This is a genomic window from Nocardioides sp. J9 (assembly GCF_007829375.1).
Lineage (GTDB): Bacteria > Actinomycetota > Actinomycetes > Propionibacteriales > Nocardioidaceae > Nocardioides.
Genome location: NZ_VLJQ01000064.1, coordinates 30,983 through 46,874, shown reverse-complemented (window position 1 = coordinate 46,874; position 15,892 = coordinate 30,983). Strand labels below are relative to the sequence as shown.

The 15,892-nt window shown below is 73.4% G+C and carries 11 protein-coding genes; 4 read left to right on the top strand and 7 right to left on the bottom strand.

The features are described from left to right. The 6 genes from L615_RS09010 to L615_RS08985 all read right to left on the bottom strand — a co-directional run. Window positions 1–2,425: PKD domain-containing protein (locus L615_RS09010; protein WP_145724847.1), on the bottom strand; the 2,425-nt coding region annotated here is incomplete at its 3' end. A 165-nt stretch (window positions 2,426–2,590) separates the two neighbouring features. Further along, window positions 2,591–4,009, bottom strand: coding sequence for a sugar transferase (locus L615_RS09005; RefSeq protein WP_145724846.1), 1,419 nt, complete (start codon window positions 4,007–4,009; stop codon window positions 2,591–2,593). After that, on the bottom strand, window positions 4,006–4,509 hold the full coding sequence (locus L615_RS09000; RefSeq protein ID WP_145724845.1) for a glycosyltransferase: 504 nt from the start codon (window positions 4,507–4,509) through the stop codon (window positions 4,006–4,008). Before L615_RS09000 ends, L615_RS09005 begins: the two co-directional genes overlap by 4 nt. Then, window positions 4,506–4,955, bottom strand: a complete 450-nt coding sequence (gene pssD, locus L615_RS08995; RefSeq protein WP_145724844.1) for a PssD/Cps14F family polysaccharide biosynthesis glycosyltransferase — start codon at window positions 4,953–4,955, stop codon at window positions 4,506–4,508. The genes L615_RS09000 and pssD overlap by 4 nt, the downstream gene beginning before the upstream one ends. A gap of 123 nt (window positions 4,956–5,078) precedes the next feature. Next, entirely contained in the window at window positions 5,079–5,771 is a 693-nt protein-coding gene (locus L615_RS08990) for a response regulator (RefSeq protein ID WP_145724843.1), read from the bottom strand. Then, window positions 5,768–7,201, bottom strand: coding sequence for a sensor histidine kinase KdpD (locus tag L615_RS08985; RefSeq protein WP_145724842.1), 1,434 nt, complete (start codon window positions 7,199–7,201; stop codon window positions 5,768–5,770). The genes L615_RS08990 and L615_RS08985 overlap by 4 nt, the downstream gene beginning before the upstream one ends. A 777-nt stretch (window positions 7,202–7,978) precedes the next feature. Here L615_RS08985 and L615_RS08980 point away from each other — a divergent pair. The 4 genes from L615_RS08980 to L615_RS08960 all read left to right on the top strand — a co-directional run bounded on the left by L615_RS08980 (window position 7,979) and on the right by L615_RS08960 (window position 14,270). Then, window positions 7,979–9,505 (top strand): hypothetical protein, encoded by a 1,527-nt coding sequence (locus L615_RS08980; protein ID WP_145724841.1) that lies wholly within the window; start codon window positions 7,979–7,981, stop codon window positions 9,503–9,505. After that, window positions 9,502–11,019: a lipopolysaccharide biosynthesis protein gene (locus L615_RS08975; RefSeq protein ID WP_145724840.1), complete on the top strand. Its 1,518-nt coding sequence runs from the start codon at window positions 9,502–9,504 to the stop codon at window positions 11,017–11,019. The genes L615_RS08980 and L615_RS08975 overlap by 4 nt, the downstream gene beginning before the upstream one ends. An 837-nt stretch (window positions 11,020–11,856) precedes the next feature. Next, window positions 11,857–13,098 carry a hypothetical protein gene (locus L615_RS08965; protein ID WP_145724839.1) on the top strand — a complete coding sequence of 414 codons (1,242 nt, stop codon included), beginning with the start codon at window positions 11,857–11,859 and terminating at the stop codon, window positions 13,096–13,098. Continuing rightward, window positions 13,095–14,270: a hypothetical protein gene (locus tag L615_RS08960; RefSeq protein WP_145724838.1), complete on the top strand. Its 1,176-nt coding sequence runs from the start codon at window positions 13,095–13,097 to the stop codon at window positions 14,268–14,270. Before L615_RS08965 ends, L615_RS08960 begins: the two co-directional genes overlap by 4 nt. A 92-nt stretch (window positions 14,271–14,362) precedes the next feature. On the opposite strand, the gene L615_RS08955 is transcribed toward L615_RS08960, so the two are convergent. Continuing rightward, a complete protein-coding gene (locus L615_RS08955; protein WP_186449788.1) occupies window positions 14,363–15,784 on the bottom strand; it encodes a cellulase family glycosylhydrolase in 1,422 nt (473 codons plus the stop codon). Between the last annotated feature and the right edge of the window lie 108 nt (window positions 15,785–15,892).

The following is a 15,892-nucleotide window of genomic DNA, read 5'->3' as shown; positions in this document are numbered from 1 at the left end:
CCTGGGTCCACCCCGCCGGTCCGGTGTACGACGGTGCCGTGGTGTTGGCGACCAGGTAGGCCAGCATCAGGTCACCGGCCTGGACGCTGCCGGGGATGGTGGCGCGGTGGTTCACCCGGTTGCCGCCGGTCGAGACCGTGGTGACGTGGCTGACCGGTTGTGCCTGCGCCGCCGGCTGCGCCGTGCGGGTGGTGCTCGCGGTGAGCTGCCCGTCGGACACGGTGAGGGTGACCGTGCGTGCGCCGCCGCTGGCGTAGGTGTGGTTGACCGTCGGCCCCGCCGTGCTCGTCTGGCCGTCGCCGAAGTTCCACTGGTAGCCCTGGACCGGGCCGTCGGGGTCGCTGGAGGCGCTCGCGTCGAAGCTGCAGGTCAGGCCGGAGCAGCTGACGGTGAAGGACGCCGTGGGCGGGTTGTTGACGGGCGGCTCGAGCGCCGGGCCCTGGTAGAGGAACAGGGCTCGCGACGACCAGCCCGCCCCCGCCGGGGCGATCGTGGTGGCCGTGCCGGCCACGGCGCCGTGCTGGCCCCACTGCGCCCGTTTGAACGACCCGTCGCTGGAGGCGAAGTAGAGGTAGCCGTCGGCGACGAACGCGCCGCGCATGCCGCTGTAGCTGACGCCGGAGACGGAGTTCGTGGTGAACCGCTGCTGGCCGACGATGCCCGACTCGGGCTCGAAGCCCCGGCGGTACAGCTGCGAGGCACCGGACTTCGTGAAGTACATCCAGCCCTGGTGGTAGAAGAGCGAGGTGATGGTCGGGATGTCGCCGTTGTGCCAGTCGTCCTGGTAGACGAGCTGGTCCGCTGCGTTGATGGTCTGGGCCGGCCCGTAGCTGGTGCCGTCGAAGGTGCGGCGGGTGAAGGTCCGATTGCTCTGCACCGTGTAGAGGTCGCCGTTGACCATGAACGCACCCAGCGTGGTGCCCCAGCCGGGGCCGTTGGGGGCGTTGCCGGGCGAGCCGAGGTTGCTGCCGTTGAACGACTGCCGCACCAGCTGGGTCTGCGAGCTGCCGACCCGGAACACGTCGCCGGGCAGCTTCAGGTCCTGCCGCGCCGGGAGCGCCTTGCCGCCCGACAGCGGCAGGTAGGCGATCTTGCGGCGCGTCTGGCCGGCGAAGACGTCGGTGTCGGAGCCGACGAACAGCCCCTGGTCGGTCGCCACCATGTCGCGGACGCCGGCGCCGAGGGTGCGCGTGGGGTTCCACGAGTAGGGGATGCCGTTGTGCGCGCTGAGTGCCGCGATCCCCGGTCGGGACACCGCACCCTCGTCGGGCGCGTCGCCGCGGCCCGGGTTGTTCTGCCAGCGCTGGTGCCCGCCGACGTACACGACGTCGTCGGTGACCTCGACCGTCCAGGTGGTGTCACCGCCGGTGTACGCCGTCCAGGTCGGTCGCACCGCGGAGCCACTGGCCGACGTCTCGAAGCGGGCGACCACGTCGCAGCCGCTGGTGCCCGCCATGCTGCCGGAGTAGCCGCCGTAGGCGCCGGTCGTCCCGACGACGAAGAAGCTCCCGTCGGGGCTGAAGCTCACGTCGACCGTGTAGGTCTCGAACGAGGGGCTGCACCCGGACTCGAAGAGGGTCGTCCGGTAGTCGGCCAGGGTCGCGGACGTCGGTCCGAGGTCCAGGACCGCCATCTGGTGGCGCTTGACGCCGTCGACGGTGTCGAAGTTGCCGACCGCGACCAGCCGCGTGCCGGCCGGGTTGATCGTGAACTCCTGGATGTTCGTGACGGTGCCGCGGTGGACGCCGGCGAAGACCCGGTCGAAGTAGTTGTCGATCGTGCCGGTGGTGGCGCTGACCGTCGCGAGAGCCTTGCGGACCTTGCCCTGCACGTGGGTGAACTTGCCGGCGACCCACAGCCGGTTGCCCAGGACCTCGAGGTCGCGCACCTGGCCGTTGATCGTCCCCGAGCTGAACTGGGTGATCCGGTTGCCGGTGGCGAGGTCGGCGCGGAACAGGTTGCTCACGCTGACCGTCGAGCCGCCCGAGGTGATCGAGCTGAACCCGCCGCCGACGTACACGCTCTGGCCGTCGGGGGCCGGGGTGAGCGCGTAGACCGTGCCGTTCGGGTTCGGCGCGAAGGTCGTGCTGATCTGGCCCGTGGTCGCGTTGAACGCGAAGACGTTGCGGCGCGCGATGTCGGTGGACGACCCGGCGTTGCGCACGCGGGTGAAGTTGCCGCCGACCACGATCATGTTGCCGACCTGGGCCATCGAGTAGACGGCGCCGTCCATGACGTGCGGCGTGAACGAGGCCGGGGACTCGGAGACGATCCGGCCGGTCTGGGGCGCGGCGGTCGCCACGGCGGCGGTCAGGGGAGAGCCTGCCACCGGCGCCGCTGCGGGCGACGTGGTCGCGGGGACCAGCACGCCTGCGGCGACCGCCGCGCTGATGAGGAGGGAGCGGAGCTTGGTTCGGGCCTTCACCCGCCTATCGCACACTGCGGCGAGGACCGGGGTCGTGACCGAATTCGGGTACCTTCGCGCGGGTCCCGCGTCGGGCTCCGGGCAGGCTCCCGCTCCGAGAGCACTTCCCGAGATTTCCCAGTTCTGTAGCGGGTCCTGGACGACCGAGGCCGACTGCTCGTCGGGTCAGTACGCCCCCGCCCGCCGGCACACCGCGACCACGGTGCGCAGCAGGATCTTCAGGTCGAGCATGAGGGACCAGTCGTCGACGTAGCGCTGGTCGAGCCGCACCGACTCCTCCCATGAGAGGTCCGAGCGGCCGGAGACCTGCCAGAGCCCGGTGATGCCGGGGTGCACGATCATCCGGTGGCGTACGTCGGGGTGGTACTGGTCCACCTCGGACGGGAGCGCGGGACGCGGCCCGACGAGCGACATCTGGCCGCGCACCACGTTGAGCAGCTGAGGCAGCTCGTCCAGGGAGGTACGGCGCAGCCACTTGCCGAGCCGGGTGACCCGCGGGTCCTCCCGGATCTTGAACAGCGGCCCCTCGGCCTGGTTGGCCTCGTGCAGCTGGGCACGCACCGCGGCGGCGTTGACCGTCATCGTGCGCAGCTTCCACATCGTGAAGCGGGTGTCGTCCTTGCCGACCCGGGTGTGGCGGTAGAACGCCGGACCCTCGGAGTCGATCCGGACGGCGACCGCGAGCACGGCGATCACCGGTGCAGCCAGGAGCAGCGCCACCAGCGCGAGCAGCCGGTCGAGGAGGCGCTTGACGGCGTAGGAGAGACCGAGCCGGCGGGGCCGGCCGACGTGCAGCAGCGGCAGGCCGTCGAGGTCGAGGGAGGTCCGTCCGCCGGCAGGGGCGGGCACCCCGGCCCACACGAAGGTGTCGAGGCCGGAGTCGTCGAGCGCCCACTGCAGGCGCAGCAGCTCGGCCGGATCGATCGCCGGGTCGGGCGCGAGCAGCACGGCGTCCGCGTCGCACGCCCGGGCCAGACCGGTGCAGGTCTGCAGCCCGTGGGTGACCGGGCCGGGAGCGACCTCGCAGGTGCCGTCGTCGGCGACGCAGGCGCCGACGACCTCGAAGCGGCCCGCGCGGACCTGGTCGAAGCGGCGCAGCAGGGTCGTCGCGCTCTCGCTGGAGCCGACGACCACGACCCGGTGCACGAGGCCGAGCACGACGAAGCCGCGCCGGGACGCCGCTGCGAGGACGCCGCGACCGGCGATGCCGAGCGCGGCCGTCGACAGGCACAGCACCGTCGCGGTGCCGGGGAGCAGCGGGCGGTGCAGGACGTTCGTGGCCAGCAGGACCAAGGTCGGCAGGGCCAGGGCGACCAGGCCGAGCCGGCGTGCGCGCAGGCCGAGGGTGCCGGGCAGGCGGTAGTCGCCGGTGAGCGCCACCGCGACCAGCCAGGCCAGCACGAACGCCCCGGCCAGGTCGGGGTCGAGCGCGGTCGGCCCGCTGATCGCGAGGGCGGCGACGACGGTCGCAGCCAGTGCGTCGCCGGCCAGCAGCACCCGGCTCGCGCGGTGCACGACCGGCTCCATGCGGGCGCGTCCGGCCGTGGCGGGCACGGCCAGGGCGCGGGCCTCCAGGATCGTCATCGGTGGACCAGCTCCTCGATCATCGCCTCGAAGCGAGCGAGTGTCGGCGAGGCGCCTCGCTCGTCGGTGGGCCGGGAGCGGCCCACCACGGTGGCGTACTGCAGCCGCGTCGCGAGCTGGTCGACGTCGTACGCCGTGGTGATGACGCCTCGTCGCGCCAGGAACTTCGCGAACCGCAGCTGGTGGTCGTCGACGTGCTCGCCGAACCCCGGGTCGCGCGGGACGACGACCGGCACGTGGCCGCGCTCGCGGGCGTCCATGATGCTGCCGGGTCCGGCGTGCGTGACCACGGCATCGGCGCGCTCGAGCAGGGCGTCCAGCCGCATCACGTCGAGCATCGGGGAGCCGGGCAGGCCCGGCGGCAGCGGCGTCGCGCCGTGCTGCACGTGGAAGCGGAAGCGGCCCCCGAAGTGCAGGTGCGCCGCCCAGTCGACGAGGCGGTCGAAGCGGTGGTGGTCGGTGCCGACGAACACGGCGACCAGCGGCCGGCCGGCGCTCACCACAGCTCCCCCACGAGGACCGAGGACGGGTAGAGCCGGCGCTGCTCCTCCCACTGCACGAGGAACAGGTCGGTGACCGGCCGGCACAGCCGACCGGTGAGGGTCGGGGTCTCGATGCGGTCGTAGACCTCGAGGTAGACCGTCGAGGAGCGGCGCCACTTGCTGAGCCAGAAGTACGGAACCGCCACGGCCGCGCCGGTCGACACGATCACGTCGGGGTCGGTGCGCTCCAGCACGCGCCGCGCCTGCGCGGTGTTGCGCAGCAGGTTGCGCGCGTTGCGGGTGGTCGGGTGGTGCGCCCAGGTCACCTCCTCGCCCTGGAGCTTGGCGACGGCGTCGTCGGTGTCGAACGTGACCCAGTGGCGGTCGTGCTTCTCCCACCATGAGCGCAGGCACATCAGCTGGGCGAGGTGTCCGCCTGAGGAGGAGACCAACAGCAGTCGCATGACGAGTCCCGGACGTCGGAGGTGATGGGCGCCCTCCGACAGTAGGGACGGGGTCCCGGCACCCGCATGCCCGAAATGCGGGATCGGTGGGCAGCCGGGACCGGTGAGAGCTCCGCGGTCCCGTCAGGTGGTGGCTTCGCCCGGCGGGCGCCAGCCGACCTTGTACGCCGCACCGACGGCCGACAGCTGCGAGCTGAGCTCGAGCTTGGCCAGGATCGACTTCACCTGCGTGCGCACCGTCGCCTCGGAGACCACGCTCTCCCGCGCGATGTCGCGGACCTGGGCGCCGCGCATCAGTGCGCCGAGGACCTCCATCTCGCGGCGGGTCAGTCGTTCCAGGCGGGACCGCATCTCGCGGTCCTGGTCCTGCCCGTTCGCCGCTTCGGTCATGAGCCGGTCGCGATCCTCACGGCTCATCAGCGGCAGGCCGTCGCGAGCCCGGCGGACGGTGGCGATGACCTCCTCGAGGGGGCTGGTCTTCGTCATCACCGCCTTCGCGCCACGGCGCAGGCACTCCCCGCGCCAGGTGCCGCCGACGCTGCCCGTGACCACGATCACGGCGACACCGTTGCTGGCAAGCGGCGTGATCAGCCGCATCCCGTCGCCGACGCGACCGAGCTCGAGGTCGAGCAGGACGATCCGCGGGTTGCCGCGGAGGATGGCGGCGAGCACGCTGGCGAGCGTCGCTCGCGAGTCGGCGAGGTCGATGCGTCGTACCTGGTAGCCCTCGTTCTCGAGGGTGAGCGCCACGGACTCCGCGAAGAGGGCGTGGTCGTCCACGATGGTGACCCGCGTCGCGTTGCTGGGACGCGTCATCCGGTCATCCCCGCGGGCGCGTGCAGCGACGCCGGACGTGGGGCGACCGCGGTGGCCGCCGCCGGGAGCACGAGGACGAAGCAGGCGCCCTCCTTGGGGGAGCGCGAGTCGTCCAGCCGGAGGTCGCCGCCCATCTCCCGGGCGAGCCGGTGCGCGCAGTGCAGGCCGACACCCTCACCCACGGAGGTCGCGGTGCGTGCCCCCCACTCGAAGACCCGGTCCCGCACGTCGTCGGCGATCCCGGGGCCGCCGTCGGACACGCAGACGTGCACCTGGTCCCCGACGAGCTGGGCATCGATCGCGGTGCCGACGCCGCCGGCGTGGCGAGCGGCGTTGGCGAGCAGGATGCTGATCACCTCGACCACGGCGTCGTGGCGGCCGACCACCCGGTTGCCCGAGGGCCACCAGACGACGTCGTGGCCCTGCGCAGCGTGAGCCACGACCAGCGGCTCGACCAGTTCGTCGAGCTCGAGCTCGATGGTCTCCTCCGCCCGGGCGCGCGACATCCGTCGGTCCAGGCGGGACGCCTCGACGTCGACCATTCGCTGCAGTGCCTTGCGCCGCGGGCCGGGCGGCACCTTGTCGTTGGCGAGCAGGTGCACCCCTGCAACGATCCCGGCGGTGGCCGAACGGACCTCGTGGACGACCTCCCGGTCGTGGCGCACCGTGGCCTCCGCGACCGCCGCCCGGTGCTGGAGGTCGTGCTCGCGCGCCTCGCGGTGGCTGAGCGTCCCGAGCAGCAGCGAGATCGACGTGGTCGCCAGGATCGCGCTGGACAGCAGCACCCCGACGATCATGGCCGGCGGCGGCGTCGCGGCCTCCATCACCGAGGCGGTGAGCCGGGCCAGCACGAGGGAGAGCACGCCGATCGTGATCTGGGCCGAGGCCTGTCGCGGCAGCGGCGAGCGCATCATGGCCACGCAGACCAGCGCGCCGAGCACGCAGAGGAGCAGCATCAGGAGCACGTCGACCACGCTGCCCAGGTGCAGGTACGGCACCGGGTCGAGGAGGACCTCGGCCATCCGGATCGCCAGCAGCAGGCCGCCGAGCAGCAGGCCCGCGACCAGCGGGTTGCGCCGTGGCGGCCGGCCGCGCTGCGAGCCGGTGACGACGAGGGCGAGCACGGCGGCGACCGTGAGGACGTGGCCCCCGGTCAACCGGAAGGCGTGCCCGCTGAGGTCGGGATCAGCGACGGCCATCACCACCAGGGGGAGGTCCTGGACGGCGACGAGCATCGCGATCGTGGCGAGGTTGGCCCGCATGGCGCACCTGGCGGTGCGGGCGTCGAGGGCGAGCACGAGTGCGCACCCGATCAGGATCAGGTCCGCCACTACGGTGCACACGTTCCCGGCAAGAGTCACCGGATCGTCACCTGTGCCCTCGAGGGCGAGGATGGCGTAGGGGTGCAGCATCAGGGCAGTCAGCAGCAACGCCCAACCGAGAGTTTTCTGTTCCCCACGGTGGTGCGTCCCCTGCTGACGGCTCCGCATCCGGTGACCCACTCCATGCCCCACGTAGGTCTTGACCCGGCCGTCCCACTGGCCTGTCATGCAGCGATTATGCGTCGCCCCGGGGGTCAGCGTGGCGGAACGGCGGAACGTACCCAATTTTTGACTCAGGTGGGCGACAACGCGCTGAAACCCGTGGAAAAGATGGTGCAGGTGTGGTTGCTGAGAAGGTACTCGGGGTGCAGTGCGCCCCGGCACGCCTCTCCGCCCTGGCCGGCGGGTGACCGGGACACCCGCACCCCCCAGCTGCGGACGACCCGGTCACCGCCGACCCGGCACACCCGGTGCCCGGGACGGGGCCGGTGCGGCGGTCGGTGGCGCGAGTGCGGGGACGGCCACGAAGGCGGACACGGGAAGGCACGCCCCGGGCGATGTGTCGCCGAAGTCGGCCGGGGACCGGTAGACGCCGACTGGTGGTGGTAGAGCACATTCGCCTCACCGCCCCCGCACTCGCACGGCCCTCGGTCAGGAGGGCCCTGTGATCGTGACGCCGTCCGGGACCGCCCGGCATGCCTGAAATTGGGCAGGTTGTGCAAGGCCTGGCGGGCCACCCTCCGCGGCCGTTCCGGTGGACGTCCCACAAATTGGGTGTATCAGTCCGCGGCGCCCCACACCCGCTCTGCCGGTGCCCATGATGAAGCGGTCGCTGGGTGACCGGCCCGGCGGCTTCTCCCTCCCGTTCGACGGCGGTGATCCGGCATGAGCAAGGTGCGCACGGCGCGTGTGCCGCGGCGTGGGGTCCGCGTCCTGCGGGCCGCCGTCGCCGTGGCGCTGGTCGTGCTGCTCGGCGCCCTGGCGGGCTACGGCTTCGCCCGCTACAGCGACCSCCAGCACGTGGCGACGGCGACGATCATGCTGCACCCGCTCGAGGGCAACGCCTACAGCCCGGGCGGGCGCGGCGACGACCTGGTGAACCTCGAGACCGAGGCCCAGGTGCTCCGCTCGGACGCCGTCGCCCGGGCCGTGCTGCAGCGCCTCGACTCGCCCGCGACCCCGGCCACCCTGCTGTCCAGCGTCTCGGTCTCCGTGCCGCCCAACACCCAGCTGCTCGAGATCACGGTGCGGGCGCGTGACGACGAGACCGCGGTGACCCGGGCGTCGGCCTTCGCCGAGGTCTACCTCGAGTTCCGCCGGGCACGCACCGAGTCGTCGGTGTTCGGCCGCACGTCGCGGATCGAGGAGCTCGTCGAGGTCGGGGAGGAGGAGCGCAAGAGCCTGCTCGCCCGGCTGTCGAAGCTCTCGCCCAGCGCCCCGCAGCGCCGGCTCGTCGAGCAGCAGCTGCAGGAGGTCGTCGTGCAGATCGGGTCGCTGCGTGCCCAGCTGGCGACGGCCCAGGCAATCGGCCTCGACCCCGGGCAGGTCGTCACGCCGGGCCAGGTCTCGTCCGCCGGCGTCACCGCCGAGCCGGTGGTGATGACGGCGACCGGCGGGATCGGCGGCCTCGCACTGTGCCTCCTGCTCGGCGTCGTACGACGGACGCGGGCTGCCGCGCTGACCGTGCGCGACCTCGACGACCTGGCCGGCACGGGGGTGCCCGCACTCGGCGTGGTCGACGACCCGGACGCGCCGGCCGAGGACCTCGTCGCCAGCGCCCGTTCGGCGGTGCTGGCCGCCCCCGAGCGCCCGCTGGTGGTGACGGTGGCCCCGCTGACCGCGGGGGTGTCGGCGCTCTTCGAGCCGCTGGTCGAGTCGTTCACGCGGGCGCGCTACGAGGTCGTCGCCGTCGACCTGGCCCGCGCGGCGGACCGCGCCGCGCTCGCCGAGATGGTCCTCCAGGACGCCGTCGCCAGCGACGTGCTGGTCCCGGTGGCCGGATTCCGCCACGGCCTGCAGCCCCTCCACCCCGACCGTGACCACCCGGGCTTCGACGACCTGACGGCGTCCGCGCAGATGCGGACCTGCCTCGAGGAGCTCGCCAAGCGCGCCGACCTGGTGGTCGTGCGCGCGCCTGCGCTCTCCACGCCGGCCGGCCGCTCCCTGCTCCGGGCCTCGCGCGCCGTCCTCACCGAGGTCACCCCCGGCTCGTCGACCCGGTCCGAGCTGCTCGACCTCCAGGCCGAGGTCGAGCGCCAGGGCGCGGAGCTGGCCGGCGTGGTCGAGGTGCGGCGCTCCGCCGCCGCTGCCAGCCCCGGCACCGGAACTGAGGCCGCTGCCGAGGTGGAGGCCGACGTCGACGTCGATGTCGACGCGTCGGCTGGCACCGAGGCAGGGGAGGAGCGCCCGTGACCCGGTCCGACGCCGCCGACCGCGCCGGCGGCCACCTGCGCGCCGTCGCGCGCGGCAGCGCGGGCACCCTGCTCGGTGCCGTGGTCAGCACCGTCGCCGGGTTCGGCCTGGTGCTGCTCGTGACCCACACGGTGCCCGCTGACACCGCAGGCCGCTTCTTCGCGGCGTCCGCGGTGTTCCTCCTCGCCCTCGCCACGGCCGGCCTGGGCACCGACACCGGCCTGGCCCGGTTCGTGCTCCGGGCGGGGGACCCCGCCGCGGTCGCCCCGCTCGTCCGGACCGCGGCCGTGCCCGTCCTGGTCGCCGCCACCGTGCTGGCCCTGGTGCTCGCAGCCGTCTGGAGCGACACCCGCGCCCTGGTGTGGGCGCTGCCGCTCGCCGCGGCCTCGGACCTCGCGCTCGCCGCGATCCGCGCCCACGCGCTGTTCCGCGCCACCGTGCTCATCGACCGGCTGGTGCGCCCCGGTGTCCAGCTGGTGCTGGTGGCCCTCGTGGTCGCGACCGAGCCGTCCGGCGCGGGGATCGCGGCGGCCTGGGCGTCGGCGTACGTCGTCTCCGCCCTGCTCTCCCTGCGGGCCCTGCGGGTGGTGCTCCGCCGACCGGGATCCACCGGGCACGGCGGACCCGCAGGGCAGGGGGAGACCGTCTCCGCCGGCGACTTCTGGCGGTTCACCTGGCTGCGCGGCGTCGCCCGCGTCGCCCAGATGGCGATCCAGAAGGTCGACGTCGTGGTCGTCGCCTGGTTGCTCTCGCCGGCCGAGGCCGCGCTCTACGCAGTGGCCACCCGGTTCGTCGTGTTCGGCCAGCTGGCCAACCAGGCCGTCTCGACCGTCGTGCAGCCGCGGTTCACGATGATCCTCGCCGAGGGCGACGGGCCGGGGCACCGCGCGCTGGTGGGTCGTGTCTTCGCGGTCACCACCGGGTGGAGCATCCTGTCGGCCTGGCCGGTCTACCTGTGCGTCGTGGCCGCGCCGGCGGCGTACCTCGGCTGGTTCGGCGAGGGCTACGTGACCGGCGACGCGGTGGCGGTCGCGGTGGTGATGTGCTGCGGGATGCTCGTCGCGGTCGCGTCCGGCCCCGTGGACACGCTGCTGCTCATGATCGGCCGCAGCGGCCGCAGCCTCGCCAACACGCTCGTCGCGCTGGCCGTCGACGTCGGGCTCTGCCTGCTGCTCGTGCCGCGCATGGGCATCGCCGGTGCCGCCGTGGCGTGGGTCGTCGCCGTCGTCGTCCGCTGCCTGCTCGCGGTCGTGCAGCTGCGGTCGGACATCGAGCTCCAGGTGCCGGTCCGGGCGCTGCTGCGCGCGGCGTCCCTGCCCGTCGGCTGCCTGCTCGTCCCGCTGGGGGCCGCCCACGTCCTGCTCGGGCTCACCCCGCTCACGTGGGTGCTCGCCTGCCTGCTCGCCGGCGCGGCGTACGTCGCCGCCGTGTGGCGGTTGCGCGAGCCGCTCGCGGTCGACCACTTCGTCGCCGGGCTCAGGTCCGGCCGGCAACGAGAGGCGGTGGCGGCATGATCCGCACCATCACCGGCCGGGTGCGTCGCTCCCTCCCGCCGTGGGCACGCAGTGCCGTGAAGTCGCTGCTGCTGGCGTGGGGCTGGCTGACGGCCGACCTGCGCGAGCGGCCGGCGTTCATCGTCGTCGGCGCGCAGCGCGCGGGCACGACCACCCTCTTCCGGCTGCTCAGCGAGCACCCGCAGCTGTGCCGCCCCACGGCGGCGAAGGGCACCGGCTACTTCGACGACAACTACCGCCGCGGCCCGCGCTGGTACCGCGCGCACTTCCCGCTGCGCCGGCCCGGACGGTGGCGGCGCNCCACCCGCTCGCCGCCGAGCGCATCGCCCGGGACCTGCCCGAGTGCCACGTCGTGGTGATGGTCCGCGACCCGGTCGTCCGGGCGCACTCGGCGCACCGCCACGAGGCGGCCCGCGGCTTCGAGTCGCTGCCCTTCGACGAGGCGGTCGCCCGCGAGCCCGAGCGCACGGCCGGCCAGGCCGAGCTGCTCGCCGCCGACCCCACGGCGGTCAGCTTCGCCCACCGCCACCACGCCTACCTCCAGCGCGGCGAGTACGCCGTGCAGGTGCGCCGCTTCATCGACGCGCTCGGCCGAGACCGGGTCCACGTCGTCGACGCGGACGAGCTGTTCGCCGACCCGGTGCCGGTCTACGTGGACCTCCAGCAGCAGCTCGGCCTGGCGGTGCACCGGCCGGCGGAGGTCGGCAGGTGGAACGAGCGTCCGCGCGAACCCCTCCCCGAACCCCTGGTCGCCCGCTTGCGGGCGTACTTCGACGAGCACGACGCGGCTCTGGCAGAGCTCCTGGGCCGCGAGCCCAGTTGGCGAAAGGAACCAGCATGACGGCAATCAGCACGTCCCCCGACCGACGAGGGATCCTCACCGCAGGGACCCGGCACCGGCTCGCCCGGGTCGCGCGGTGGCACCCCGGCACCCGGGAGGTCCCCATCCCGCGGCTCCTCCTCGGTGGGCAGAACGGCACCACCGGGCACCAGTTCGCCGACGCCATGGGCGACCCGCTGTGGCCCTCCCGCCGGGTCGTCGACGGCCCGCACGCGGAGATGATCGAGCGCGGACCGTCCCAGACCGACCAGGAGATCCTCGCGTCGTCGTACGGGCGGATGGCGATGACCTGCGTGCGCCACACGGGGCGCTACTTCGCCGCGACCGACGAGGAGGGCGTGGTCCGCCAGGCCCGGCAGTTCCTCGCCCGCGCGGCGGGGGAGCAGACGCCGGTGGTGACCGGCGACCACCACTCGCCCCCGGGCGTGCCGGTCCTGGTCGTGCCGATCGCCGACTCCGACTGCTACCAGGTGCTCGACGGCCACCACCGGATCGCGCTGGCGGCCGCCGGCGAGACCACCGTCTCCGTGCGGGTACGACGCGGCCGGGTCACCACGCCGCTGCAGGACCTGCTGCGCAAGATGTCGTGGCTCAAGGGCGGGCGCGAGCTCTACCAGCCGCTCGACGCCCCCGAGCTCGAGGCGCTGTGGCCCACCGTGCGCTGCTGCGTCGACCGGCTCGAGTCCATGGAGAGCTTCCTGCGCGACCGCCTGCCGTCGCTCTCCGGCCGCTACCTCGACGTGGCCAGCTGCTACGGCTGGTTCGTGCACCAGATGGGCGAGCTCGGGTTCGCCAGCGAGGGCATCGAGCAGGACTCGCTCGGCGGCACCGTCGGGCGGCTCGCCTACGGCCTCGACCCGGCCCGGATCCGGTTCGGCGACGCGGTCGAGCACCTGCGCGGCACGCACGAGCAGTGGGACGTCGTCTCCTGCTTCAGCCTGCTGCACCACTTCGTGCTCGGCCGCGGCAGCTGCGAGCCCGAGGAGCTGGTGAAGCTGCTCGACAAGGTGACGGGCAAGGTGCTCTTCCTCGACACCGGCCAGGAGCACGAGCGCTGGTTCCGCAGCTCGCTGAAGGGGTGGAACCCCGAGCACATCCGCAGCTTCCTGCTCGAGCACACCACCTTCGACCAGGTCCTCGACCTCGGCCCCGACCGCGACGCGGTCGGCCCGTACGCCGACAACTACGGCCGGCACCTGTTCGCGTGCGTGCGCGAGGACCGGTCGGTGCAGGGGTGAGCGGCGTGGACCTGCTCGAGACGGCGGCCGAGCTGTGGCCGGGGGCGGACGTCGTCCCCGCCGGCACCTCGTACGACGGACGGCCGGTCCGCGCCCGCTACGCCGTGGTCAGCCGCTCGAAGGTGCCGACCGTGCTCGTGCCGGTCGAGTCGGCCGTGGCGGCGGGTGCGTCCCTGCGGCGGTTCAGCACGGCATCGACGTGGCGCGACTCGACGACGCGTGCCGCGGCCGGCGCCGCGGTCCGGGTCGCCCCCGGCCTGCTGCGCAACCGGGTCGAGGTCCGGGGTGGTGACGACAGCCTCGCCGAGCACCTCTCCGAGGTGCTGGGGACGAAGGTGACCTTCAGCATCACGGTCGGCAGCGCGCGGGTGAACCAGAAGCCGGTGCTGCAGGTCTTCGACGAGACCGGGACCTGCCTGGCGTTCGTGAAGGTCGGCTGGTCGGACAGCACGGTCGAGGACGTGCTTGCCGAGGGCGAGGCGCTGGCGCGGGTCGGCACGCGGCGGTTCCGGACCGTCGTACCTCCGGAGCTGCTGGCGCGCACCAGCTGGCGGGGCCGGCCGGTCCTGGTCAGCGCGCCGCTCCCCACCTCGGCGTGGCCCCGGCTGCGGCGGCCGACGGACCCGCCCGAGCGCGCGATGGCGGAGCTCGAGACCGCCTTCGGGCGCGAGGAGCGGACCCTGGTCGACTCGGCCTGGTGGTCGACCCGCTGGCAGCTCGCCGGCGAGATCGCCGACCCGGTCACCCGCAGCCGCTTCGAGCGGGCGATGGACCACGTCTCCCTCGCCGCCGGCCGCGACCCGCTGCCGTTCGGTGCCTGGCACGGCGACTGGACGCCGTGGAACATGGCGACCGCAGGAGACCGCGTGCTGCTGTGGGACTGGGAGCGCTTCGAGGAGGGCGTGCCCGCCGGGCTCGACGCGATCCACTACCAGGTGAACGCGCTGAACCACGGCACGCCGCCGTCCGCCGAGGGCGTCGTGTGGGCGCTGTCGCTCGCCGAGCAGCGCCACCCCGGCGCGGCCCCGCAGGCACGCTGCAGCAGCCTGCTCTACCTCGTCGAGATCCTGGCGCGCTACCTGCGGCTGACCGAGGTCGCCGGCGGGGAGCACATCTCCGACCGGGCGATGCACACCCTCGTGGCCTTGGAACGGCTCGCGGGGCTGGGCTGACCGGTCTCCCGGCCGCGCCCAGCCCCGCGGGACCGGTCGTGCGGTGGCTGCCCGGCTGCCCGGCTGCCCGGCTGCCCGGGCGGGCCGAGGCGCTACTTCAGGCGGGTGGTGCCGCCCAGCGCCGACGCGAAGCCCTGCTGCTTCACCGCGGTGCTGAGCGCCCAGTTCGCGATGCTGTTCAGCGTCGTGTCGAAGTAGCTGTAGGCGATGCCGCCGTAGTCCTCCATCAGCTTCACGCTGTTGGCGATCTCCTCGGGCCGGGCCCGGGCGGCGGAGTCGGTGACGCCGGTCTCGCCCAGGCCCCAGGCGACGTCGACGGTCCGCGCCCAGGTGGCGATCTTCGAGTAGTACTCGGAGAAGTCGGTCCACTTGGTGGTGGTCTTGCCGTTCTTGACCACGCCGTACTGCTGGTAGATGTCGAACCCGGCGACGTCGACCTTCACGCCGCGCGGCCAGATCTCGGAGAGCCGGTACTCGGCGGCACCGTAGAACTGGTTCCAGCCGGTCACGACCACCGTGAAGGCCACGTTGGACGCGGCGGAGCGGACGATGGGCGCCAGGCGCTCCTGCATCTTGCGCCACGTCTGGATGTTGCCGTCGCCCTCGGGCTCGTGGTGGAACGCCACCCAGACCGGACCGTCGAGCTCGCCGAGGCGCTTCGCGAGGTCCTTCGCCCAGGCGTCGCCCTTGCCGGCGACCATGTCCGGCCACGAGTGGGGGAGCTTGAAGCTCATCCACGGCAGGCGGCCGGCAGCGAGGTCGGTCCGGGCGGTCGAGACCGCCTTGGTGACGCCCGAGGCGGTGAAGTACGTGCGCCGCACAGCCAGCTTGCGGCCGAGCTTCGACTCCAGCGCGGTGGGGTCGGTGTTCGAGCCGTGGGCAGCGCCGACGTAGACCCCGCAGCTCGGGATGCCCCGCTGGGAGACCGCGCACGTGCCCGGCTTCGCGGGGCCGGGGGTGGTCGTGGTGGAGGCGACGGTGCGCACGACGCGGACGTCGTCGAGCAGGACGCGCTCGCCCGCCCGCAGGCGGGGGGAGCGGACGGTCAGGCGCAACGAGGAGTCGGCCGACTTCGCGGTGATGGCCACGGGCAGCCGCCGCCACTTCTTCGGGCCGGCGACGACCCGGGCGGCCTTGCTCTGCAGCACCTTGCCGCCGGAGACCTCGACCACGCGCAGCGCCACCGTGCGTCGCGCCGACGCCCGGGCCCAGCCGTCGACGACGAAGCGGGTGCCGCGGTCGTGCTCGCCCACGGCCTGCCGCCGCTGCGTGCTGGCCGGTCCGGCCTGCTTCGCCCGCAGCACGAGCGCGCGGCTCTGCTGGCGGCCGGCGCCCTCACGTGAGAGTGCGACCCGCGTGGACGTCGTGCCGCTGAAGCCCGCGAGCCCCTTCTCGAACCTGCTCACCTGGACCGTCGTCTCGGCGGATCGTGCCGTCGGCAGCACCGCGACGACGCCCGCAGCAAGTGCGAGCAGCGCGGCGAACAGCCATGTCGTGCGATGGACGTTCGTCATCGCCTTCAACCCCTCCCCTGGGCCGGCCCACACCGTGCGCGGGCCGGTCCGTCGTGTCAGAACGACACGGATTCCATCGGTCGGGAGGGGACCGACGTGAATTGGTTC